Origin of the sequence: Curtobacterium sp. AB7 (assembly GCF_044909335.1) — a bacterium.
GTDB lineage: Bacteria > Actinomycetota > Actinomycetes > Actinomycetales > Microbacteriaceae > Curtobacterium.
This window is the reverse complement of record NZ_JBIYED010000002.1, coordinates 233439-256229: the sequence shown is the minus strand read 5'-3', so window position 1 is coordinate 256229 and position 22791 is coordinate 233439. Positions and strand designations below refer to the sequence as shown.

25 protein-coding genes are annotated in these 22791 nt (G+C 71.2%); 14 read left to right on the top strand and 11 right to left on the bottom strand.

Annotated elements, in window-relative coordinates; translation table 11 throughout:
- Window positions 1-160 precede the first annotated feature (160 nt).
- The 5 genes from ABH929_RS07190 to ABH929_RS07170 all read left to right on the top strand — a co-directional run bounded on the left by ABH929_RS07190 (window position 161) and on the right by ABH929_RS07170 (window position 6563).
- Window positions 161-2197 (top strand): aldo/keto reductase, encoded by a 2037-nt coding sequence (locus tag ABH929_RS07190; protein ID WP_404560659.1) that lies wholly within the window; start codon window positions 161-163, stop codon window positions 2195-2197.
- The gene (locus tag ABH929_RS07185) at window positions 2176-3207 is read left to right on the top strand and encodes a LacI family DNA-binding transcriptional regulator (protein ID WP_123672380.1); all 1032 of its coding nucleotides are present in this window, start codon (window positions 2176-2178) and stop codon (window positions 3205-3207) included. Before ABH929_RS07190 ends, ABH929_RS07185 begins: the two co-directional genes overlap by 22 nt.
- 439 nt (window positions 3208-3646) lie before the next feature.
- A complete protein-coding gene (locus tag ABH929_RS07180; protein ID WP_404560657.1) occupies window positions 3647-5170 on the top strand; it encodes an MFS transporter in 1524 nt (507 codons plus the stop codon).
- A gap of 224 nt (window positions 5171-5394) precedes the next feature.
- Window positions 5395-5904, top strand: a complete 510-nt coding sequence (locus ABH929_RS07175) for a flavin reductase family protein (RefSeq protein WP_111084301.1) — start codon at window positions 5395-5397, stop codon at window positions 5902-5904.
- 44 nt (window positions 5905-5948) lie between these two features.
- On the top strand, window positions 5949-6563 hold the full coding sequence (locus ABH929_RS07170) for a superoxide dismutase (RefSeq protein WP_404560655.1): 615 nt from the start codon (window positions 5949-5951) through the stop codon (window positions 6561-6563).
- A gap of 84 nt (window positions 6564-6647) precedes the next feature.
- Here ABH929_RS07170 and ABH929_RS07165 read toward each other — a convergent pair whose 3' ends face one another.
- Complete coding sequence (locus tag ABH929_RS07165) at window positions 6648-7223, bottom strand: hypothetical protein (RefSeq protein ID WP_404560653.1); 576 nt, start codon at window positions 7221-7223, stop codon at window positions 6648-6650.
- Between the two features lie 154 nt (window positions 7224-7377).
- Between ABH929_RS07165 and ABH929_RS07160 the strand changes: the two genes are divergently transcribed.
- Window positions 7378-8349: a carbohydrate kinase family protein gene (locus ABH929_RS07160; protein ID WP_404560652.1), complete on the top strand. Its 972-nt coding sequence runs from the start codon at window positions 7378-7380 to the stop codon at window positions 8347-8349.
- Between the two features lie 54 nt (window positions 8350-8403).
- On the opposite strand, the gene ABH929_RS07155 is transcribed toward ABH929_RS07160, so the two are convergent.
- The 5 genes from ABH929_RS07155 to upp form a co-directional block, all read right to left on the bottom strand.
- Window positions 8404-9861, bottom strand: coding sequence for a serine hydrolase domain-containing protein (locus ABH929_RS07155; RefSeq protein ID WP_404560650.1), 1458 nt, complete (start codon window positions 9859-9861; stop codon window positions 8404-8406).
- Window positions 9858-11207 carry a cryptochrome/photolyase family protein gene (locus ABH929_RS07150; RefSeq protein ID WP_404560648.1) on the bottom strand — a complete coding sequence of 450 codons (1350 nt, stop codon included), beginning with the start codon at window positions 11205-11207 and terminating at the stop codon, window positions 9858-9860. Before ABH929_RS07150 ends, ABH929_RS07155 begins: the two co-directional genes overlap by 4 nt.
- Window positions 11204-11716 carry a MarR family winged helix-turn-helix transcriptional regulator gene (locus ABH929_RS07145; RefSeq protein ID WP_240347364.1) on the bottom strand — a complete coding sequence of 171 codons (513 nt, stop codon included), beginning with the start codon at window positions 11714-11716 and terminating at the stop codon, window positions 11204-11206. The genes ABH929_RS07150 and ABH929_RS07145 overlap by 4 nt, the downstream gene beginning before the upstream one ends.
- A gap of 277 nt (window positions 11717-11993) precedes the next feature.
- Window positions 11994-12764: a winged helix-turn-helix domain-containing protein gene (locus ABH929_RS07140; RefSeq protein ID WP_404560646.1), complete on the bottom strand. Its 771-nt coding sequence runs from the start codon at window positions 12762-12764 to the stop codon at window positions 11994-11996.
- 497 nt (window positions 12765-13261) lie between these two features.
- Window positions 13262-13897: a uracil phosphoribosyltransferase gene (gene upp, locus ABH929_RS07135; RefSeq protein WP_111084293.1), complete on the bottom strand. Its 636-nt coding sequence runs from the start codon at window positions 13895-13897 to the stop codon at window positions 13262-13264.
- Between the two features lie 76 nt (window positions 13898-13973).
- On the opposite strand from upp, the gene ABH929_RS07130 reads away from it, so the two are divergent.
- Window positions 13974-14408 (top strand): nucleoside deaminase, encoded by a 435-nt coding sequence (locus ABH929_RS07130; protein ID WP_404560883.1) that lies wholly within the window; start codon window positions 13974-13976, stop codon window positions 14406-14408.
- On the opposite strand, the gene ABH929_RS07125 is transcribed toward ABH929_RS07130, so the two are convergent.
- Complete coding sequence (locus tag ABH929_RS07125; RefSeq protein ID WP_404560645.1) at window positions 14389-15345, bottom strand: cation diffusion facilitator family transporter; 957 nt, start codon at window positions 15343-15345, stop codon at window positions 14389-14391. The genes ABH929_RS07130 and ABH929_RS07125 overlap by 20 nt on opposite strands.
- 64 nt (window positions 15346-15409) lie before the next feature.
- Between ABH929_RS07125 and proC the strand changes: the two genes are divergently transcribed.
- On the top strand, window positions 15410-16240 hold the full coding sequence (gene proC / locus ABH929_RS07120; RefSeq protein ID WP_263089605.1) for a pyrroline-5-carboxylate reductase: 831 nt from the start codon (window positions 15410-15412) through the stop codon (window positions 16238-16240).
- 39 nt (window positions 16241-16279) lie between these two features.
- On the opposite strand, the gene ABH929_RS07115 is transcribed toward proC, so the two are convergent.
- Together ABH929_RS07115 and ABH929_RS07110 are read right to left on the bottom strand one after the other, a co-directional pair.
- Window positions 16280-16945, bottom strand: coding sequence for a TrkA family potassium uptake protein (locus tag ABH929_RS07115; protein ID WP_111084290.1), 666 nt, complete (start codon window positions 16943-16945; stop codon window positions 16280-16282).
- Window positions 16946-16967: 22 nt separating this feature from the next.
- Window positions 16968-18401 carry a TrkH family potassium uptake protein gene (locus tag ABH929_RS07110; protein WP_194646423.1) on the bottom strand — a complete coding sequence of 478 codons (1434 nt, stop codon included), beginning with the start codon at window positions 18399-18401 and terminating at the stop codon, window positions 16968-16970.
- Between the two features lie 74 nt (window positions 18402-18475).
- On the opposite strand from ABH929_RS07110, the gene ABH929_RS07105 reads away from it, so the two are divergent.
- The 5 genes from ABH929_RS07105 (at window position 18476) to ABH929_RS07085 (ending at window position 20127) form a co-directional block, all read left to right on the top strand.
- Window positions 18476-18991: a helix-turn-helix transcriptional regulator gene (locus ABH929_RS07105; protein ID WP_111084288.1), complete on the top strand. Its 516-nt coding sequence runs from the start codon at window positions 18476-18478 to the stop codon at window positions 18989-18991.
- A gap of 100 nt (window positions 18992-19091) precedes the next feature.
- Complete coding sequence (locus ABH929_RS07100) at window positions 19092-19286, top strand: helix-turn-helix domain-containing protein (RefSeq protein WP_022902482.1); 195 nt, start codon at window positions 19092-19094, stop codon at window positions 19284-19286.
- Between the two features lie 128 nt (window positions 19287-19414).
- A complete protein-coding gene (locus ABH929_RS07095; RefSeq protein WP_003792170.1) occupies window positions 19415-19513 on the top strand; it encodes a 30S ribosomal protein bS22 in 99 nt (32 codons plus the stop codon).
- A gap of 69 nt (window positions 19514-19582) precedes the next feature.
- A complete protein-coding gene (locus tag ABH929_RS07090) occupies window positions 19583-19837 on the top strand; it encodes a glutaredoxin family protein (RefSeq protein ID WP_404560643.1) in 255 nt (84 codons plus the stop codon).
- The gene (locus ABH929_RS07085; RefSeq protein ID WP_205462797.1) at window positions 19834-20127 is read left to right on the top strand and encodes a Dabb family protein; all 294 of its coding nucleotides are present in this window, start codon (window positions 19834-19836) and stop codon (window positions 20125-20127) included. The genes ABH929_RS07090 and ABH929_RS07085 overlap by 4 nt, the downstream gene beginning before the upstream one ends.
- A 133-nt stretch (window positions 20128-20260) precedes the next feature.
- Here ABH929_RS07085 and aspS read toward each other — a convergent pair whose 3' ends face one another.
- Window positions 20261-21601, bottom strand: a complete 1341-nt coding sequence (gene aspS / locus ABH929_RS07080; RefSeq protein WP_123292088.1) for an aspartate--tRNA(Asn) ligase — start codon at window positions 21599-21601, stop codon at window positions 20261-20263.
- Window positions 21602-21828: 227 nt separating this feature from the next.
- On the opposite strand from aspS, the gene ABH929_RS07075 reads away from it, so the two are divergent.
- Window positions 21829-22128 (top strand): hypothetical protein, encoded by a 300-nt coding sequence (locus ABH929_RS07075; RefSeq protein WP_404560642.1) that lies wholly within the window; start codon window positions 21829-21831, stop codon window positions 22126-22128.
- A 227-nt stretch (window positions 22129-22355) separates the two neighbouring features.
- Here the strand turns inward: ABH929_RS07075 and ABH929_RS07070 are convergent, their stop codons facing one another.
- A complete protein-coding gene (locus ABH929_RS07070) occupies window positions 22356-22730 on the bottom strand; it encodes a MerR family transcriptional regulator (RefSeq protein ID WP_111084475.1) in 375 nt (124 codons plus the stop codon).
- Window positions 22731-22791 lie beyond the last annotated feature (61 nt).

The window sequence follows — 22791 nt, the reverse complement described above, 5'->3', positions numbered from 1 at the left end:
GATACCGGGTCCCCGGAGCGTTCGACCGTGAACGCTCACGAAGTGGTCCAGAGCATCCTCTGTGAGACACGCCGTGTCAAGCACTTCCGCATTGATCCGCCGGGCGTGTGGCACTAGCGTCGTCGTGACCGTGAAGGTTCACGAGACGACAAGGATCCGCATGTCAGCGCAGACCGCGAACACCGCCAGCACCCCGACTTCGACGGTCGCCGACCGCCCCGGCTGGGCCGTCCTCGGCCCCGGGGGCATCGCCCGCCGATTCCTCTCCCAGCTGCCCGCGAGCGGTGGTGCCCTGGTGGCTGCCGGCAGCTCGTCCACCGAGCGGGCGCAGACCTTCGCCGACGAAGCCGCGCAGCTCGGGTTCACCGACGTCTCCGCTGCGACGTACGACGAGGTCCTCGCCGACCCGCGCGTCGACGCCGTGTACGTCTCGACCGTGCACACCGGTCACGCGCGGCTCGTCCTCGCCGCGCTCGAGGCCGGCAAGGCCGTCCTGTGCGAGAAGCCCCTCGCCCCGAACCACGGCACCGCCATGGCGCTCGCCGATGCCGCACGACAGGCCGGCCTGCCACTGGTCGAGGCGTTCATGTACCGCTTCCACCCGCAGACCGCCGCACTGCTCGACCTCGTGCGGGACGGCGTGATCGGCGAGGTCACCCACATCGACGCCTCGTTCGCGTTCCGTACCGGTGAGCGGAGCGGCCGACTGTTCGACGTCGACACGGCCGGCGGCGGGATCCTCGACGTCGGCGGGTACCCGGTGACGATGGCCGCCGCGATCGTGCAGGCCGCGACGGGTGTCGCCGTCCCCGAGCCGACGGAGCTCACCGCCACCGGCACCCTCGGGCCGACCGGGGTCGACGAGTGGACCGTCGCCCAGTTGACCTACCGCGGCGGCATCACGGCGTCCGTCCGCACCGGCGTCTTCGTGCAGGATGACAACGCGGTCGCGGTGTACGGCACGCGCGGTCGCCTCCTGCTCGCCGACCCGTGGACCCTCGGCGCCGACCCGACGATCGAGGTGCACACCGTCGACGAGGACCCGCGCACGCTGTCCTTCGCCGGCGAGCACCCCTACGCCCGTGAGGCCGACGCCACCACCGACGCCCTGCGTGCCGGTGCGGTCGAGGCAGCAAAGATGACGATCGACGAGTCGCTCGCGACCGCCCGCACCCTCGACAAGTGGCGCGCCGCGATCGGCCTGCGCTACCCGTTCGAGGCCGAGTCCGCCGACATCCCCACCGTGAGCGGTCGGCCGCTCCGGGTGCAGGACGGCAACCCCATGCAGTACGGCGAGATCCCGGGTGTCGGCAAGCGGCTGTCGCGCCTGGTGATGGGCGTCGACAACCAGCCCGACCTGGCGCACGCCAGCGCGATCTTCGACCTGTTCGTCGAGCAGGGCGGCAACGTGTTCGACACCGGCTACATCTACGGCGGCGGTGTGCTCGAGGGCCGGCTCGGCAAGTGGATCCAGAACCGCGGCATCCGCGAGGACGTGGTCGTCATCACGAAGGGTGCGCACACGCCGTTCTGCGACCCGGAGTCCCTGACGAAGCAGCTGCTCGAGAGCCTCGAGCGCCAGGGCACCGACTACGCGGACATCTACATGATGCACCGCGACAACCCGGACATCCCGGTGGGGGAGTTCGTCGACGTCCTCGACGAGCACCGCCGCGCCGGCCGCATCCGCGTGTACGGCGGGTCGAACTGGACGCCGGCGCGCTTCGACGAGGCGAACGCGTACGCGCGGGCGAACGGCAAGCACGAGTTCGAGGTCCTCAGCAACCACTTCGGCCTGGCCGAGGCGTACGACGTGCCGTGGGACGGCTGCGAGCACGCTACCGACGCCGCGTCGAAGGCGTGGCTCGAGGAGCGTCAGGTCCCGTTGCTGCCGTGGTCATCGCAGGCCCGTGGCTTCTTCACCGGCCGTGCGACGCCGGAGGACACCAGCGACGCCGAGCTCGTCCGCTGCTACTACAGCGACGAGAACTTCGAGCGGCTCCGTCGCGCGCGGGAGCTCGGCGACCGGTTCGGCGTCCCCGCCACGGCGATCGCCCTGGCGTACGTGCTGAACCAGCCGTTCCCGACGTTCCCGCTCTTCGGACCGCGTACGATCGCGGAAGCCCGATCGTCCATGACGGGCCTCTCCGTCGACCTCACCCCGGAACAGATGGCATGGCTGGACCTCCGCGACTGACCCAGTCGCCACCGGACGGCCCGCACTCCGGCGGCCGCGCGACGATCATCGACGTCGCCGCGGCCGCCGGGGTGTCCCGGCAGACCGTCACCCGCGCGATGAACGGCATGTCCGGCATCAGCGCGACCACGAAGGAACGAGTGCTCGCCGTCGCGGCGTCGCTCGACTACCGGCCGTCCCGGTTCGGCCGCGGGCTGGTCACCGGCGGGGACCACCAGCTCGGGCTCGTCGTGAACGACCTGCGGAACCCGTACACGCCTCAGCTCGCGTCCGCCGTGTTCCGGCTCGCTGCCGAGCAGGGGTGGAACGTCATGCTCGCCGATGTCGACCTGGCGAGTGACGCCGACCGGATGGTCCAGGCGCTCGGCGCGCAGACCGACGTGGTCATCGGCTACCTCGGCTCGCGCCGGCACCGGTGGAGCGAGCTCCTCGGCAACGTGCCGATGGTCGAGCTCGACCCGTCTTCCGACCCGCCCACGGCAGCGGTGTGGATCGACCCCGCCGACGCGATCGAGGCCCTCGCCGACCACCTGGTGGCGACCGGGGTGCGGCACCCGGTCGTGCTCGACAACTCGTCGCCGGACCACACGAGCGCGCGCGGCCTGCTCATGCTGGACGCGCTGCGCCGCCGCGGCTACTTGCCGGAGCTCGTGCACGCGCCGCACGGCACCGCCGAGTGCGGTGCCGACGAGACGGTGCGGATCCTGGCTCGGAAGCGCCGGCTCGACGCGATCCTGGCCTTCAACGACGTGATGGCGCTCGGCGTGCTGCAGGCCTGCCGCCGCGCGGGCGTCGACGTCCCCGGTGAGGTCCGGGTCGTCGGCGTCGACGGCCTGCCGCTCGGCGCTCTGGTGTCGCCGATGCTGACGACCCTGGCGGTCGACCTCGACGCCGTCGCACGTGAGGCCCTCACGCTCGCGCTCGGCATGCTCGCCGGTGAGCTGCCGCGGCACGGCGCTGCAGTGCAGCGCACCGTGCGCCACAGCCTGCTGGTCCGCGACTCCGCCTGACGACGGCCGCCCCGCCCTGCAGCGCCCCGGTCCCGCCCCGCGCCTTCCCCGAGGTTCCGAGATCTCGGCATGTCGGCGCTCACGCCGCCCGACATCGGAACCCGGGCGGAGTCCACACGGCGTGTTGTGGAACCCCGGCACCGGAACCCCGGCACCCCGGCACCGGAACCCCGGAACCCCGGCACCCCGGCACCGGACGCAGGTCGTGCCGCCGCTCCAGCCGGTCGCTCTGGGCGGGACCAACCGTCGGACGGGAGGCGCGTGGCGAGCCCGCCACGGGCCTCCCGTCAGTCTGTTGGTTGCATTTGCAACCATCACCGTCCAGACGGTACACTGACGGAGTCCTGACGGGGCGCGTGTCCATCCCGCGTCCCGTCTCGTCTGCCCCACGCACCGCCCGCCGTCGACCAGGTCCGGCTCGAAGTCCCAGGAGTCCGCCGTGTCCGCACTGCTCACCAGTCCCATCGCCACCCGCGTCACCGGCAGCCGCGCTCGACGGTTCCTCGCGCTCGCCGTGCTGATGCTGCCGGTCCTGCTCATCTCGGTGGACAACACCGTGCTGAGCTTCGCGCTGCCGTCGATCAGTCGTGCGCTCAACCCGGACGCCACCACGCAGCTCTGGATCGTCGACGCGTACCCGCTCGTCCTGGCCGGGCTGCTCGTCGTGATGGGCAGCATCGGTGACCGCATCGGCCGGCGTCGGATCCTCGTGATCGGGGCCACCGGCTTCGCGCTGTTCTCCGTCGCCGCGGCCTTCGCGACCGACGCCTGGATGCTCGTCGCTGCCCGGATCGCGATGGGGGTCTTCGGGGCGATGCTCATGCCCGCGACGCTCTCGATCATCCGCAACGTCTTCGTCGACGCGGGGGAGCGGCGGATGGCGCTGGCCGTCTGGTCGACCATGTTCGCGGCCGGCAACGCCCTCGGTCCGCTCGTCGGTGGCACGTTGCTCGCGCACTTCCACTGGGGCAGCGTCTTCCTGGTCGCGGTGCCGATCCTCGTGCTCATGCTCGTCGGCGTCCCGTTCTGCGTGCCGGAGTCGCGCGACCCGATGCCCGGGCCCGTGGACGTGCCGAGCATGTTCCTGTCCCTCGGGGCGCTGGCGCCGATCGCCTGGGCGATCAAGTCGTTCGTGCACCCGGAGGAGCGCGGGTTCGCCGTCGCGATGCTCGCCGTCGGGGTCGTCTGCGGCATCGCGTTCGTCCGCCGGCAGCTGCGGTCGCGCACGCCGATGCTCGACCTGCGCCTGTTCCGCAGCACAGCGTTCACCGGCAGCGTGCTCATGAACCTGATGGCGATGTTCTCGCTGACCGGCTTCCTGTTCTTCATCGCGCAGCACCTGCAGCTCGTGGCGGGGCTCGACCCGTTCGCCTCCGGCGTCGTGCTCATCCCCGGCTCGGTGCTCACGATCGTCGCGGGCCTCGCGGTGGTGCCGGTCGTCGCCCGCGTCGCGCCGCGCTGGGTCGTGTCGGTCTCGCTGCTGTTCTCGGCGGCCGCGTACGCCCTGGTGGCGATCCTCGGACACCATGCGTCGATCGCGGCGTTGGCGTTCGCGTTCGTGCTGCTCGGCATCGGGATCGGCGCGTCCGAGACCGTCACGAACGACCTCATCATCTCGACCGCCCCGGCGGACAAGGCCGGTGCGGCGTCCGCGATGTCCGAGACGGCGTACGAGATCGGCGCGGTGCTCGGCACGGCTGTCCTCGGCACGATCCTGGCGAGCACCTACCGGGCGCACGTCGTGGTGCCGGGCGGACTGAGCTCGACCGCGCACACCGCTGCCCAGGAGACGCTCGGCGGTGCGGTGTCCGCCGCGTCGTCCCTCGGCGGCGGCGCCGGTCACGCCCTGCTCGAATCGGCGCGGGCGGCGTTCGACTCCGGCGTGACGATCACGGCTGGCGTCGCTGCGGTGCTCATGGTGATCGCCGCCGCGGGCGCCGTCGTCATGCTCAAGCGTCGCTGACGCGCGCCGCTGACGCGCGCCGCTGACGCGCGCCGCATCGTGAGCAGAAATGGTCGGGTCGCGCCACGAGACCCGACCATTTCTGCTCACGAAGTCATCGCCGCGGCGCGCCCGGGAGCGGTCGAACCTGTGAATCGTTGACCTCAACCATGGTTCAGGTCATACGTTGGGACATGGCCGCCCAGTGACGGCTCACCCCGCGCGAAGGAACGACGACGAACACCATGCCCGACGAAGCCCCGGCGAACATCGCCGAAGCGTACAAGTCCGCGTTCCGCGGGCACCCGGCCGGCGTCGCCGTCATCACCGCCGAGGGGCCCGACGGTCCGACCGGACTCACCGCCTCGAGCGTCGCGAGTGTGGCGGTCGACCCGCCGGTGCTCGTGTTCTCGCTCTCCACGAACTCCGGGTCCGCCGGGGTCGTGCTCGGCGCGCCGGTCTTCGTCGTCCACCTGGTCGACTCGCTGAGCGTCGCACTCGCGCGACGCTTCGCCTCGACCGGCAGCCCCACAGCCGACGACCCGATCTGGGGCACCCTGCCCTCGGGCGACCGCTACCTGCCCAGCGCCGCCAGCGCGCTCCGGTGCCGTCCGCTCTCCACGACCCCGATCGGCAGCTCGACCGTCGTCGTCGCCGAGGTCCTCGACATCGTCGTCGGCCTCGAGCACGGCGAGCCGCTGGTCTACCACAACCGGGAATTCCACTCCCTCACCGATCGTTCCCGGCTCTCGTGAGCCGCGGAATCCCATCCGCAACCCACTGATCGAAAGGACCTCACATGGCTGAGTACACCCTGCCGGAGCTGCCGTACGACTACGCCGCACTCGAGCCGCACATCAGCGGCAAGATCATGCAGCTGCACCACGACAAGCACCACCAGGCCTACGTGACCGGAGCGAACACCGCGCTGCAGCAGCTCGGTGAAGCGCGCGAGTCGGGCAACTTCGGTGCGATCAACAAGCTCGAGAAGGACCTGGCGTTCCACCTCGGTGGCCACGTCAACCACTCGATCTTCTGGACCAACCTCGGCCCGGACACCAAGGTCCCCGAGGGCGAGCTCGCCGCGGCGATCGACGAGTTCTTCGGCTCGTTCGACACCTTCAAGGCGCAGTTCGCCGCTGTCGCGAACGGCATCCAGGGCTCCGGCTGGGCCGTCCTGGCCTGGGACACCGTCGGCCAGAAGCTGACCACGTTCCAGCTGTTCGACCAGCAGGCCAACGTGCCGTTCGGTCTCGTGCCGATCTTCCTGCTCGACATGTGGGAGCACGCCTTCTACCTCGACTACCTCAACGTCAAGGCGGACTACGTCAAGGCCGTCTGGAACATCGTCGACTGGGAGAACGTCGCGGGGCGCTTCGCCAACGCGAAGTCGCAGTCGTTCGTGACGCTCTGACCCACCGACCGCGGGTCGCGTGACGCGACCGACGGACGAACGGGAGGCACGGTGCCAGCTGGCACCGTGCCTCCCGTTCGTGGATCAGGCCGCGGGGACGGCCGCGCCCGCGGCGAGCTGGTCGGCGATCGCGCGGAGTACGGCGTCGGCGTCGGTGCGCTCCCGGTCGACGATCGCGCTCCACTGCGCACCGCGCGCGGCCATGACGGCGTCGTGCGCGGCGCGGTCGGCTGCCGCGGCGTCGTAGCCGTGCGCGAGGCACCACGCGGCGACCGCGGCGACGCGGTCTCGGTGCAGACCGCGTTGTCGGGTGCGGCCGTCCAACGCCTCGACCGAACCGAGTTCGAAGGTGAGCCGCGCGGCGAGGGCTCGGTGCGGATCGCCGAGCCCGCCGAAGGTGGTGACGAGGTAGTCACCGAGCGCGGCGCGGTCCGCGCCGGGATCGAGCACGGCGCGGCAGACCGTGTCGGCCAGGTGCTCGACGACCGAGTCGATGAGCGCGTCACGTGAGCCGAAGTGGTAGACGATCGGGTAGGCGCTCGTGCCCAGGACACGACCGAGGCTGCGCACCGAGACGTCCTCGAGCTTGGTGTCGAGCAGGTGCAGGGTGACCTTCTCGAGGATCGCCGGCTTGAGTGTCGGGTCGGGCTTCCGGGGCATGGCTTCTCCGTCGGATCGGCGGCGGCGGTCACGCGATCGACCGCCCGGTGTCATGGAGTATGTTACCGGTCGCTCGGTGGGGGAGTCACCTGCTGTGACCGCCTGTACCGGCCTGAAAACGGAGCAATACTCGGTTCCCCGTACACTGGGGCAGATGTCCATGCCGCAAGAGGGCTCCGTGCCCGTGTCGCAGCCCGAGGGGACCCGTGCCGGACGGGTGGTCGCGGGGCGCCGTCGGGGAGCCGGAAAACGCTTCCTGGTCGTCGGCGACGTCCTGGACGGCGTGCTCGTGCAGACGACCGCGCACACCATCGGCGTCCACGATCCCGCCGCCGTCATCCGTCACCGACCGACCGGTGCTGCCGGCAACACCGCCGCCTGGCTCGGCTGGCTCGGTGCCGAGGTCGACCTGGTTGCGCGGGTCGGCGTCGACGATGTCTACCGCCACGAGCGGTCGCTGGAGGACGCCGGTGTCCGTCCGCACCTGCGGTACGACGCGATGACCTCGACCGGGGTCGTGGTGTCGGTGCGCAACGACAGCGGCCGCACGGCGATGTCCGACCCTGCCGCGAGCGGGAAGCTCACCGCCGCGGACGTCCCCGAGGCCGTGGCCCGACGCGCGGACATCGTGCACCTGACCGGGCACGCCATGCTCGGAGGCGGCGCCGACCGTATCGCGTCCCTGGTCGCCCGTGCTCGGCTCGGGTCGGCCCGGGTGTCGCTCGACCCGTCCTCGGCAGCGATCGTCCGGTCGGTCGGTGCCCCCGCCTTCCTCGAGGCCCTCGTCGGCGTCGACGTCCTCTTCCCCGGCGGGCAGGAGGCCCTCGAACTGACGGGCACGACCGACCTCGACGACGCAGTGCGGCGACTGACCGAGCACGTACCGCTCGTGGTGGTCACGGTGGGCGCCGACGGCGTGCTGGTGGGGCGACGCGGACGGAGCGTCCACCGCGTCCCCGCGACGCCGGCCACGGTCGTCGACACCGTCGGCGCCGGTGACGCGTTCGCCGCGGGCTTCGTGCGGGCGTGGGCGACGGATCCCGTGCGGGTCGGAGCGGCTGCACGTGAGGGCACCCGCGTCGCGGCCCGAGCACTCGGGTTCGTGGGTGGTCGCCCTCCGGTGTGACGAGGAAGGAGCGCGGCGCGGACCTGGCCGGCTTCTCGCGTGCGCTCCACCACGTCAGTGCTCGGCGGGCTCCGCCACGACGGTGAGGGTCTGGACGCGTCCGGCCGCGGCGGGGGCGAGCCGGATCTCGACGCGCAAGCGCCCGCAGGTGCCGGGCAGCCACCACCGGAGGTGCGACGGCGTCGACGACTCCTCGGCGACGGGAGCGGCGGTCAGGTCAGCGCCCACCTCGGCCACCGCCGCGGCGATCGCACGACGGCGACGGTCGTAGGGGACGTCCATCGCCACGTTCGGCGTGCAGACCGCGTCCGCCACGGCGTCCTGCCAGTCGGTCAGGAGGCCCGTCACGGCAGCCTGCGCCGCTCGCGTCGCGCGGATGGTCGGCTCGGCGCCGGGGCGGCGGACCGGTCCGGTCGTCGTGTCGGCGTGCCCGTCGGACGCCGCCGGACGCGCTGCATCCAGCAGGAGGTCGTGCGCCTGCTGGGCTGCGGCGGAGACCTTCGCCTGCGTGGCGTTCTCGAACGCGACGACGCCGAGCCCGGTCTGGGCAGACCAGCGCATGTGCGCCGAGAACCCCGGGTAGCCGCCGGAGTGCGAGAGGAGTTCGCCGAACCGGGCGTCCTGCTCGACGAACAGCCCGAAGCCGTACGCCGTTGCGCGTGACGAGCCGGGGATGACGGACGACGGCACGACCCGCATCGCCTGCTGCATGAGACGGCGGTCCGCGGGGGAGACCGGGCCGGGTTCCGGAGCATCGGAGGACGCCGACCCGAGGTGCGTCGCCCACCGTGCGAGGTCGCGGACGGTGGAGAACAGGCCACCGATCGACGAGAACGCCCCCGGGCCGGTCATCGGCAGGGGCTCCCAGTCGCCGTCGTTCGGGCGGAACCCGGTGACGACCGGTCCCAGCGCCTCTGCCGCGCTGAACACCGTGTGGTCGAGACCGAGCGGACGGAGCACGGTGTCGCGTGCCGCCTCGGTGAACGGACGGCCGGTGACGACGGCGACGACCCGCCCGAGCAGGGCGTAGCCGAGGTTCGAGTACGCGAACCGGGTGCCGGGCACGGAGTCGAACAACAGCCCGCGGCGCAGGACGTCGTCGAGCTCGGTGTCGCTGATCGACTCCTGCCGGTCCGCCCAGGGGTCGTCGGTGGGGAAGCCGGCCGACATGGTCAGCAGCATCCGCACGGTCGGCACGGGGGAGTCCGGCGTGGGCAGGGGCACGGCGCCGAACGCCGGGACGAACGCGGTGATCGGCGCGTCGAGGTCGAGCCGACCGTCGGACACCAGCGTCAGCAGCGTCGCCGCGGTGACGCTCTTGGTGCACGACGCGATCCGGTAGACGGTGTCGGCGTCCGGCCGCTGTCCGTCGCCGCGATCGCCGTGGCCCCCGGAGGCGACGAGGCCCTTCCGGTCGAAGACGCCCCACGCACTGCTCGGTGCGACGCCCCGGTCGACACGGTCACGGAAGAGCGCGTCGACCTGCGTGACGGCGGTGTCCCACGGGCTCATGACCGGCGCATCTCGGCGTAGGCGTCGAGGGCGCGCTGCCGGGTCACCTTGAGGTCGACCATCGGCTCGGGCCGGAGTTCCTCCGACGGCACCCACCGGTGCACGTACTCGCGGTGCGGGTCGAAGCGCTCGAGCTGCCGGTCGGGGTTGAACACCCGGAAGTACGGCGCCGCGTCGAAGCCCGACCCGGCGACCCACTGCCAGTTCGCGGCGTTGTTGGCGGAGTCGGCGTCGACGAGGGTGTCCCAGAACCACTGCTCGCCCACGCGCCAGTCGACGAGCAGGTTCTTGACGAGGAAGCTCGCGGTCGCCAACCGGACGCGGTTGTGCATGGCGCCGGAGTGCCACAACTCGCGCATGCCGGCGTCGACGAGGTCGAACCCGGTCGTCCCGGTGCGCCACCGGTCGACCTCGGCCGCCGGGGCGTCCCGCCACGGGAACGCGTCGAACTCGCGACGCACGTTCACCGTCGTGATGTCCTCGCAGTGGAAGTACTCGTTCCAGTTGAACTCGCGCCACGCCAGCTGTCGCAGGAAGGCGGAGGCGTTCTGGCGCTGCTCGGGCTCGAGCGCTCCGTGCAGCCGGTGCCACACCTGGTACGGGCTGACCTCGCCCCAGCGCAGGTGCGGGGACAGGTCGCTCGTGGCGGCCATGGCGGGTTCGTCGCGCTGGTCGTAGTCCTCGAGCGCGTGGGTGACGAAGTGCTCGAGTCGCTGGTGTGCGCCGTGCTCGCCGGGCTCCCAGGCGTCGCGGAGTCCGCCGGCCCAGTCGGGACGGGTCGGCAGGAGGTCCCACTGGCTCAGGTCGTCGCTCGCGACCCGCGCCGGAGCGGGCAGGTCGCGGGGCTTCGGGAGCGGGTGCCGTGGTTCCGGCATCGCCTGGGCAGCACGCCAGAACGGGGTGAACACCTTGTACGGCTCGCCCTGTCCGGTGCGGACGGTCCACGGCTCCCAGAGCAGGCTCGCCGCGAAGCTGTGGGCCTCGATGCCGCGGTCGTGCAGGGCGCTCTTGATGCCGGCGTCGACCTCGCGCTCGGCCGGACCGTACCGACGGTTCCAGAACACGGCGTCGGCACCGGTGTCGGCGACGAGGGCGTCGATCACCGCGGCGGCCGCACCCCGTCGCAGCACCAGCCGCGAGTCGCGGTCACGGAGTTCGCCGTCCAGGGCGGTGAGCGAGTGGTGGAGCCACCAGCGGCTGGCGGCGCCGGCGGGACGGATGCCGGGGGATTCGTCGTCGAGGACGTAGGCCACCGTGACGTCGCCACCGTGGTCGATCGCGGCACGCAGCGCGGGGTTGTCGGCCAGCCGCAGGTCGTCGCGGAGCCAGACCAGTGCGCCGCTCACACCGGTGCCGGGTCCGACTCGGAGACCGACCGCGTGACGGATCGTCGGCCCGGTGCGGTGCCGACCGCGAGGCGAAGCTTCGTGCAGAGCTCGGTGAGGGTGCGGAGTTCGGCGTCGGACAGTCCGGCGCCGACCTGCTGCGCGATGCTCGCCGCGTGCTGCACGGCCACCTGGCGGTAGACGTCGAACCCGTGCGGGGTGAGTGCCACGATCACGCCGCGGGCATCGGACGGATCCGGCTGCTTCTCGACGATCCCGCGAGCGAGCAGGCGATCGACCAGACGGCTCACGCTCGGCTGGGTGAGGAGCAGGTGACCGGTGAGGTCACGCATGCGGCAGCGTCGGCCGGGTTGCGTCGACAGGTTGAAGCAGACGTCGTACTCGTTGAAGGAGATCTCGCCGCCGGGGAAGTCCGCGTTGAGGCTCCGCATCACGGTGACCTGGGCGCGGAACAGTGATTCCCAGGCAGCGACGGCGGTCGCCTTCTCGCTGCGGCGTGACTCGCTCACGATGGCGCTCCCTCTGGTCGGACGGTCCGTCCACACTACCGACGGCCCCCGACAGGCGCGGGTTCGACATGCAAGCGCTCGGACATGCACGAGGGCCGGCCGCTCTTCCGAGCGACCGGCCCTCTCCCTTGCACCAAGAGTTTCCTGCAATCACATTCCGCAGGCGGTGCCACAGCAAACACCGTCTGCACGACCGACTGTATAACGAAGCGGTAACGGCGCGCTAGCTTCCCCGTGCGTTGTTCGCTGCGAGTTCACCAAGAGCGACCGATCAGGATCAGAAGAGGTCGGGCGACGGCGTCGAGGCGTACCGCACGGCCACGTCGGCGTGCCGGTCGAACCGGTACCCGACGCCGCGGACGGTGCGGACGATCTCCTCGAACGCGCCGAGCTTGGAGCGGAGACGACGCACGTGCACGTCGATGGTGCGCTCGTTCGGGGTCTCGTCCTCGCCGTCCGACCACAGGCCGTCGATGATGGCCGAGCGGTCCACCGTCTGGCCCTCGCGCAGCACCAGGAACTGCAGGAGTTCGAACTCCTTGTAGGTCAGGGGAGCTGCTTCGCCGTCGAGTGTGACGCGCTTGCGGGAGATGTCGATGACGACCCCGGTCTCCTCCGGCTCGGGCTTCTCGGCCTGCTTGCGGGCGGCGACCGCGGACCGGTCCTGCAGGGCCAGTCGGACGACGTCGACGTCACGGCCGCCGGACTGCTCCGCGGCGACGGCGACGGCCGCGTAGGTCTCCGAGCTCGGCACCAGCTGCGCGGTCAGTGCCTTCAGCTGCTCGACGACGGCTGCGAGCGTCGTGCCGGCCGCTGCCGCCTTCGCCTCGTCGATCCCGACGTAGAGCGCGAAGCCACGGGCCTCGGTGCCCTCGGGCAGGGAGCGGTTGCGCGGCGGTGCGACGACCGGGCTGGTCGGCACGCTGGTCTGCCCGGTCGTGGCCGGTGTCGCGGGACGCGGACGGATCGGGGTGACCGTACCGAGGTCGGTCGGCGCCGGAGCGGCGGTGCGAAGCGCGGTGCGGGGCTGGGCGATGGTGAGCGACATGGTGGTTCTCCGGGCGATGTGGCCGGTGCGCGTGTGGCGCTGGCGGCGGTGTCGAATGCGTCGACCCGGGTACGGCTGGATGCCGATGTGCCCTGCGGTCCTGCTGCGGACCGGGGCGGACCCGGGGGAACGGGAGACAGACCTCGTGACGTGGTGCGCGTCGCCGACGGTGTCCGTCACCCGGGGATCACACGCTCGCGACCGGGGTGGTGTCGCGGGGGATCCGGCTGGAACGGGTGCCGATCAGGCACACATTCGACAACGCATGACGGCGACCGGCATCATCATGCCGGCAGTCCCCTGGACCTCGGAGAGGACGCGGGTGGACACGGTTGCAGTCATGGGACGAGTATCGGCGGTATACCAAGGCGGTGTCAACCGTCCGGGCAGACGGTGCGTTCCGCGCACCGGTGGCGGTGGACCGGGCTCACGGACGACGGGAGGCCCGTGGCGGTGTCGCCACGGGCCTCCCGTCGATCGTCGGTGACGTCGACTGCCTACTCGGCCAGACCGTAGAGGCGGTCGCCGGCGTCGCCGAGACCGGGCACGATGTACCCGTTCTCGTCGAGCTTCTCGTCGAGGGCACCGAGGACGATCGAGACGTTGCGGTCGCCGACGGCCTCTTCGACCATGGCGAGCCCCTCCGGCGCACCGAGGATGCACACGCAGGTGATCTCCTCGGCGCCGCGGGCGAACAGGAAGTCGATGGCGGCGGCGAGGGTGCCGCCGGTGGCCAGCATCGGGTCGAGCACGAAGCACTGTCGGCCGGACAGGTCGTCGGGCAGGCGCTCGGCGTAGGTCTGCGGCTCGAGCGTCTCCTCGTTGCGGGCCATGCCGAGGAACCCGACCTCGGCCGTCGGTACGAGCTTGACCATCCCCTCGAGCATGCCGAGGCCGGCACGCAGGATCGGGACGACGAGCGGACGCGGCTTGGCGATCGAGACGCCCATGGTGTGCGCCACGGGGGTGTCGATGGGCGTCGCGGTGACCCGGACGTTCCGCGTGGCCTCGTACGCGAGGAGCGTGACGAGCTCTTCGGTCAGGGCGCGGAACGTGGGGGAGGGTGTGGTCCGGTCGCGGAGCACCGAGAGCTTGTGGGTGATGAGCGGGTGGTCGGCGACGTGGACTCGCATAGGGTCGAGCCTACCGTGCTGCCGACCACCTGGAGGTCCCGTGGAAGCGCCCGCTGCCCGCCCGTTCGTCCCGGCGATGGAGCGCGCGCTCGACGAGGCCCGGGCCTGCCTGGCGACCGGCGACGTGCCCGTGGGGGCAGTGGTGCTCGACCGAGACGGCGTGGTCGTCGCCGTCGGCCGGAACGAGCGCGAGGCGCTGCAGGACCCGACCGCCCACGCCGAGGTGCTCGCGCTCCGTGCGGCAGCCTCGGTGACGGGGGACTGGCACCTCGACGAGCACACGCTCGTCGTGACGCTCGAGCCGTGCCCGATGTGCGCCGGGGCGATCCTGGCCGCGCGCGTGCCGCGGGTCGTGTTCGGCGCGTGGGACCCGAAGGCGGGCGCGACCGGCAGCGTCTACGACATCGCCAGGGACCGCCGGCTGCCGCACCGCTCCGAGGTCGTCGGCGGCGTGCTCGAACGCGAGTGCGCCGCGCTGCTCGACGCGTTCTTCAGTCAGCGGCGAGGATGACGATCGCCTCGGTCGGCGGGCGCGGACCGGTGCGGAGCACGTCGGGCTCGACGTAGATGACCCGGGCGATCGGCACCGCGGAGCGCACCCGGTGCTCGACCGTGTCGATGCCCGCGGCGACGTCCCCCAGGCGGCGGTCGCCGTCGACGGCGACCTTCACGCCGACCATCAGCTCGTCCGGGCCCAGGTACAGGGTCTTGATGTGGATGATCGAGTCGACCTCCGGGCCGTCGAGCACCGCGTGCTTGATCCGCTCGACGTCGGCGGCGGTCGCACCCTCGCCGACGAGCAGGCTCTTCGTCTCGATGCCCAGGACGACCGCGACGGCGATGAGCAGGGCGGCGATGAAGATCGTGCCGATCGCGTCGAACACCCCGTTGCCGGTGATCGCGGTCAGTCCGACGCCGAAGAGTGCGAACACCAGGCCGAGCAGTGCCGCGGTGTCCTCGAGCATGACGACGGGGAGTTCCGGCGCCTTGGCGCGGCGGACGAACTGGACCCAGCTCTGGGAGCCCTTCTGCGGCCGGGCCTCCTTCAGGGCGGTGCGGAGCGAGAAGCCCTCGAGCCCGATCGCGATGACGAGCACGAGGAGCGGCAGCCACCAGTTCTCGAGCGGATGTGGGTGGGTGAGCTTCTCGATGCCCTCGTAGAGCGAGAAGACGCCGCCGACGGAGAACAGGATGATCGAGACGACGAAGGCGTACACGTAGCGCTCGCGGCCGTAGCCGAACGGGTGTTCCTCGTCGGCGGCACGGCGTGCCCGGCGTCCGCCGAGCAGCAGGAGGAGCTGGTTCGCGGAGTCGGCCAGGGAGTGCACGCCCTCGGCCAGCATCGACGCGGACCCGCTGATCGCCGCCGCGACGAACTTCACGATCGCGATGCCGACGTTCGCACCGAGTGCGGCGAGGATCGCCTTCGTGCCTCCTGAAGCGCTCACAGCTGTCCCCTTCTCCGGATCTGGAAGACGATCCTAGGCGAGGCCGGTCGGTAGGGTCGGGAGCATGACGATCGACCTGCCCCGTACCGCCCTGCTCGGCGTCGGCTCCATGTCCGGCTCGGTCCTCGACGGCCTGCTCGCCGCCGGACTCGACCCGGCAACCGTGACCCTCACGACGAAGTCCGAGGCGTCGGCGGCCGCCCACCGCGAGCGCGGGCTCGACGCCACCGCGAGCGACACCGACCCCGGCGCGAACCGCGCGGCCGTCCGTGGTGCGGCACTCGTCGTCGTCGGCGTGAAGCCGTACATGATCGCGGACCTGCTCGACGAGGTCGCCGCCGAGCTGGAGCCCGGCGCGGTGCTGGTCAGCGTCGCGGTCGGCACCACCACCGCGAGCATGGAGTCGCGGGTGCCGGACGGGGTCCGCGTCGTCCGTGCGCTGCCGAACACGCCGATCGGCGTCGGCCACGGCGTCACGGGGATCAGCGCCGGGGCCTCGGCGGACGCCGATGCCGTCGCGCTCGCGTCGTCGGTGTTCACGGCGTCGGGACGGGTGATCGAGGTGCCCGAGGCGCAGCTCGACGCCCTGTCGGCGGTGTCCGGCTCCGGCCCCGCCTACGTCTTCCTGCTCGTCGAGGAGTGGCAGCGCGCCGCCGAGGCGATCGGCTTCACCCCGGACCAGGCAGCCACGATGGTGCAGGGCACGCTCCGGGGCGCCGTCGAGCTGCTCGACCGGTCGGATCGCGGACCCGCCGACCTGCGGCGCGCCGTCACGAGCCCGAAGGGCACCACCGAGCGGGCCGTCGCGGTGCTGCAGGACGCCGACCTGGCCGACACGTTCCTGCGCGCGTCGCGCGCGGCGATCGCGCGTGCGGAGGAGATCGCGGCGTCGTAGGCACGGCCGGCGCGGCAGGCTCGACCGACGCCGAGCGCGCTACTCGTAGGCGGCGAATCGCTCCAGGTCCGTCTCGGACCCCGAGACGATGATCACGTCGTTCTCGCCGATGATGCTCTCCGGGGTCGCCGGCACGAACGGGCTGCCCGGCGGCTTGATGCCGAGCACCGTCAGACCGAACCGCGTGCGGATCACCGTGGTCGCGAGGTCCTTGCCGCGCACCGCCCGCGGCGGGAACATCTTCACCACCGCGAAGTCGTCGTCGAACTCGATGAAGTCGAGCATGCGCCCGGACACCAGGTGCGCCGTGCGCTCGCCGGCCTCGCGCTCCGGGTAGACGACGTGGTTCGCGCCGATGCGGGACAGGATCGTGCCGTGCGACCGGCTGATGGCCTTCGCCCAGATCTGCGGGATGCCGAGGTCGACCAGGTTCGCGGTGATCAGCACGCTCGACTCCAGGTCACTGCCCGTGCCGACGACCGCGATCGCGAAGTCCTGCGCACCGATCTGGCGCAGCGCGTCGATGTCGGTCGCGTCGGCCTGCACGGCGTGCGTGACCCGGTCGGACCACTTCTGCACGAGGCCCGGGTCGGTGTCGACGACCAGCACCTCGCGGTCCTGGCGCTCGAGCTGACCGGCGGTGGCGGCGCCGAACCGGCCGAGGCCGATGACGAGCACGGGTGCGTCGTGACTGATCGCACCCATCGGGTGCGGGGGACGGGTTCGGTCAGCCAACGATCGGCCTCTCCTCGGGACGGCGGAACAGTTGCCGGCTCTGACTCGCGGCCAGGGCTGCGGCGATGGTCACTGTACCGACCCGGCCGAGGAACATGGTGGCGGCCAGGACGTACTTGCCGGACTCGGGCAGGTTCGCGGACACGCCGGAGGACAGCCCACTGGTCGAGAACGCCGAGATCACCTCGAACAGCACCCGGTCGAGCGAGTCGTCGGTGATCTGCAGGAGCACCACGGTTGCGACCGCCACGATCGTCGCGCCCCAGAGCACGATGGCGACCGCGACCCGCAGCACGTCGCTCGGGATCCGGCGGCCGAACGCCTCCATGCTCTGGCGGCCGCGCGCCTCGGCGACCGCGGCGAGGAACAGCACGGCGAGGGTCGTGACCTTGATGCCGCCGGCGGTCGAGGCCGACCCACCGCCGATGAACATGAGCATGTCGGTGACGAGCAGGCTCGACCCGTTCAGCTGGTCGAAGTCGACGAGCGAGAAGCCGCCGGACCGGGTCATCGTCGACAGGAAGAGCGCCTGGAACGCGGTCCGGCCGGCTCCTTCTTCGCCGAAGGTCGTCGGGTTCGACGCCTCGAGCGCGGTGTAGACGATCGCACCGCCGACGAGCAGGACGGCGCTCGTGGCCAGCGTGAGCTTGACGTGGATGGGCCACCGGCGCGGGGTGCGCAGCTGCTTCGTCAGGGTGCGGATGACCGGGAAGCCGATCGACCCCGCGACGACACCGATCATCAGGAGCGTCAGGAACCAGTAGTCGTGGGCGAACGGGTCGAGGCCGTCCGCGTTCGGCGAGAAGCCGGTGTTCGTGAACGCCATGGCGGCGTAGTAGAAGGAGTCGCCGACCGCGGTCCAGAACGGGATGCCGGCGATCAGCACGGACGGCAGCAGCAGCAGGCCGAGGACGATCTCGATCGACAGGGTGCTCACCGCGACCGTGGCGAGCAGGGTGCCGACCTCGCCGAGGCGGACGGCCTGCCCCTCGGGGACGGCCCCGTGGTGGGTGCGGAGCGGGTTCGAGTCGCCGGCGGCCATCAGCTTCGCGCGGAGCCCGAGCTTGCGGGTCACGAAGAGCCCGAGGATCGACGCGAAGGTCAGGACGCCCACCGCACCGATCTGTGTCCCGATCACCACGAGGACCTTGCCGAACACCGACCAGTGCGTGGCCATGTCGACGGTCGCGAGGCCCGTGACGCAGACCACCGAGGCCGCCGTGAACAGCGCGTCGGAGAAGTGCGTGCCGGTGCCGTCGGCCGCCGCCCACGGGGTCATGAACAGCGCCGTGAACACGAAGATGAGGGCGACGAACACCAGGATCGCCAGACGTGACGGCGACGAGCGCAGGACCGTCGCGATCCGTCCGCCCCGTCGTCGGGTGACGGTCACGTGCCGCGGGAGCGGCTCGGTACGGTCGAGCATCGTATGCCTCCGAGGACATGGGCCGGGACGGTTCGTCATGGTACATCCGTGGTGCCCCGGCTAGCCTTGCCCGCATGGCCGACATCTTCTCCGTCGTGGCGGACCCCACGAGGCGCGAGCTGCTCGGGACCCTCCTCGCCGCGTACGGATCGGACGTCACCGGCGGGGAACTCAGCGTCGGGCAGCTGGTGGAACGGCTGGGCGTCAGCCAGCCGACGGTGTCGAAGCACCTCCGGGTCCTGCGCGACATCGGACTCGTCACCAGCCGTGAAGAGGGGCAGCACCGCTTCTACCGGCTCGACCCGGAACCGCTCGTGTCGCTGGAGGACTGGGTCCTGCCGTTCACCGGGGCGGTCGACGCCGACGGCATGCCCGCGACCACGGCGTGGACCCCCGACGGTCAGCCCGTGTCCGTCCGCCGGAGCGGTGCGGCCGGCAAGACCACCGTCGAGGTCGGGACCGAGCTCGGGCGCGTCATGGCCGAGGCGTCCTACCGGGCCACCGCGGCGATCTCGGGCGCGCAGCAGGGCTGGGAGCGTGTCGTCGACCGCAGCCGCAAGCGCTTCACCCGCCGCGGCGACGAAGACTGAGCCTGGACACTGGGTCGCACGCGCCTCTACAGTTGCCGGTGACCACACAGGTCACACCAAACCCGTGCGCGGATCGCGTGCGAGCCACCGAAGGCGGATCATGACCGGCAGTTTCGACGACGTGCGCTTCCTCACCGTCGCTGAGGTCGCCGAGATGATGCGTGTCTCGAAGATGACCGTGTACCGCATGGTCCACGCCGGTGAGCTCCCCGCCATCCGTTTCGGCCGGTCCTTCCGTGTCCCCGAGTCAGCCGTCGCCGACGTGCTGCGCGGTGGCATCGCAGACGTCGGCTGAACGCACGCACGTCCGTTCCGGGCGCGTTCGACATCGCGTCAGCCCTCCGGTAGACTCGGCCGGGTTGATTTTCCGCGGTCTCGACGGCCCGGTGTCCGATACATCAGCACAGTCCGAGCGAGGTCCACATGGGTTCTGTCATCAAGAAGCGTCGCAAGCGCATGGCGAAGAAGAAGCACCGCAAGCTCCTTCGCAAGACGCGTCACCAGCGTCGCAACAAGAAGTAGATCGAGAGAGGTCTGCACGTGAAGCCCCGGTTCGCCGGGGCTTTTGCGTTCCCGGGCTACGCTGGAGCCATGCCCGCAGTGACGTTCCTGACGAAGCCCGGATGCCACCTCTGCGACGACGCACGGCCCGTGGTCGAACGCGTCGTCGCCGAACACCCTGGCGTGACCCTGCAGGAACGCTCGATCCTCGACGACGACGCCCTCCGCCAGGAGTACGCGGAGGACATCCCCGTCGTGCTGGTCGACGGGCACGTCCACAGCAACTGGCACGTCGACGCCGACCGGCTCGCACGTGCCCTCGAGAAGGCCGGTTCCCCCGCATGATCTCCCACGTCGTCGCCTGGACCCTGCGCGAAGACCTCGACCGCGCCGCGACCATCGCTCGGATCCGCGAACTCCTCACCGGCCTGAGCGGCACCATCGGGTCGATCCGTTCGCTCGAGGTCGTCGAGAACGTCGCCTACCCGGAGAAGAACAGCGACGTCGCCGTCGTCGCGTCGTTCGACGACCTCGCCGGACTCGACGAGTACCAGGTGCACCCGGACCACCAGGCTGCCGCAGCCGAGATCCGTGGACTGGTCACGGGGCGGGCTGCCATCGACTGGCAGAGCTGAGCCGGGCCTCCCGTCCCGCCCCCGGCGCTGCGTGCGCTGCGGCGCTTCGTGAGCAGAAATGGTCGCCTCCCACATCGGGAGGCGACCATTCCTGTTCACCAAGTGCGCTCGCGCGGGGAGACGCGTGACGCGACTACGGGGTCAGGCGCGTCGGTCCACGGAAGAGGTACGTGACCTCGCGGATGGACGGCTCACCCAGCATGAGCATGAGCACGCGCGCGAGGCCCATGCCGAACCCACCGTGCGGCGGTACGCCGTAGCGGAAGAAGTCGAGGTACCAGCCGAGCTCCTCGGGGTCGAGGCCCTTCTCGACGGCCTGCGCCTCGAGCACGTCGACGCGGTGCTCGCGCTGCGCGCCCGTGGAGATCTCCGCGCCGTTGAAGATGAGGTCGTAGCTGTTCGTGAGCGACGGGTCACCCGGCTTGCGCATGTGGTAATACGGCCGGATCGAGGCGTCGTACTCGGTGACGAACACGAACTCGGAACCGTGGTGCTCCTTCGCCCAGGCGGCGACGCGGCGCTCGCCCTCGGGGTCCAGGTCACCGTCGGCGCGGACGACGTCGTGTCCGCTGTCGGCCACGATCTTCCGGGCCTCGGCCAGGGTCACGCGGGGGAACGGCGTCGCGGGGACCTGCAGCTCGAAGCCGAAGACCTCCTCGATGTCCTTGCCGTACTTCTCCTTGACGGCGGTGATGCCGGCGACCAGGACCTCTTCGTGCATCGCCATGACGTCTTCGTGGGACTCGATCCACGAGAACTCGGCGTCGACGCTCGTGAACTCGGTCGCGTGGCGGCTCGTGAACGAGGGGTCCGCGCGGAACGCGTCGGCGATCTCGAACACGGCGCCGAAGCCGGCCGGCTGCGCCATCTGCTTGAAGTTCTGCGGCGACTGCGCCAGGTAGGCGGTCGTCTCGAAGTACTCGAGCTGGAAGAGTTCGGCGCGCGACTCGGACGCCGACGCCATCAGCTTCGGCGTGTGGATCTCGATGTAGTCGCGGTCCACCCAGTAGGTGCGGAACGCGTGCTCCAGCGTCGTCTGGATGCGGAAGATGAGGTTCTGCTTGCGGTTGCGCAGGTCGAGGAAGCGCCAGTCGAGCCGCTTGTCGAGCGACGAGTCGTCGGCGATCGGCGTCTCCGGGATCGCGGCGCTCACCACCTCGAGCGTGCCGACCTTGACCTCGAGCCCGCCGAGCTTGACGCGCTCGTCGTGCTTCAGGGTGCCGGTGGCGTGGATGAAGGTGCCGTGGGCGAGGGCCGAGATCTCGGTGGTGGTGGCGAGCGCGGCCTGGGCGGCGTCGTCACCGTCCTCGGCCTCGCGCGTGGCGGGGTTCACGAGCTGGACGGCGCCGGATTCGTCGCGGAGGACGACGAACTGCACCTTCTTCTGGTCTCGGACGGTCTCGACCCATCCGGCCACGGAGACGGGGCCGTCGGGGAGGGCAGCGAGGTCGGCGATGCGGGTGCGTTCGATCACGGTGGTCGAGTCTAACCGTCTGCGTCCGGCGGCGTCGGTCCGCAGGGTGTTCCCCTCCACAGGGCGGCCTGCGCTCGGCGTCGTCCACAGGTCTGACCGGGAGGCCCGTGGGGCGTCGCGTGGGTCCGTAGCGTTCTCGACGTGGCCGGGTCGCGGGACGAGAGGGGGACCGGGTGGGGAGGGGGACGGGGGAGCTCGCGACCTGGCCGCCTGCGGCGGTCGCGGGCGTGGCAGCAGCGCTGTGCACGGCGGCGTTCACGCTGCTCGCGGCGTTCGTCGGTGGGCGGTGGGCGGTCATCCGGTGGCGGCGGGACGTCGCGCGCGAGCAGCGGGACCGAGCTTGGTCGCGCTTCGTCTGGACGGTGGACCAGACGTGTGCCGACGACATCGGTCGCGCCGAGCTCGGTCGCGCCAGCGCGAAAGCGATGTACGAAATGCAGATTCTTCGGGACGACGACGAGGCGGTGGGCAACATCGTGTTGGAACTCATCACGGGAAGAGAGGCAACGTGGACGAACACGGAGTGACGGAGCGTGATCCGGTGGTCGAGCTCTTGGAGCGTCGAGAGGCCGAGTGGCGAGAACGCATCAGGCGGAAGTACCGGTTCAGACCGAGGAAGGCGCGCCGTGTCATCTGGGAGCACGACGAGATCCGGCGTCGCTTGCGCGAATGGGACGCAGCCCATCACGAGCGCGCGCGGCTCCGCGCCGAGCGCGCGCGCCCGGGGGCCACCGCGGCGGTGGGCGCCGCACGGTCAGGGGAGCGAAGCGCGGAGTGACCCCAGGGTGCCGATGAACTCCTCGGCCATGCCGGCGCGCTCGACGAGCTTGGCGTGCCGGGCCCGGGCGTCGTCGAGGTACTCGTCGAGGCGTGCAGCCAGCGCGGGCTCGTCGTCGGGGTCCTTCGCCGCCAGCGCATCGACGACCCGCAGCAGGTCCGCCATCTCGTCGAGCGTGAACCCGAGCGGTTTCATGCGGCGGATCACGAGCAGCCGGTCCAGGTCCTGCGCGGTGTAGACCCGGAACCCGCCCGTGGTGCGGCCGCTCGGCACGAGCAGCCCGACCTCGTCGTAGTGGCGGATCGTCCGCAGGGACATGCCGGCACGGTCTGCCAGCTCGCCGATGTGCATCGTGTCCGGGGTGTCGGTGGTGCTCACGGTGCACAACTCTACCCTCACGTGAGGGTAGAGT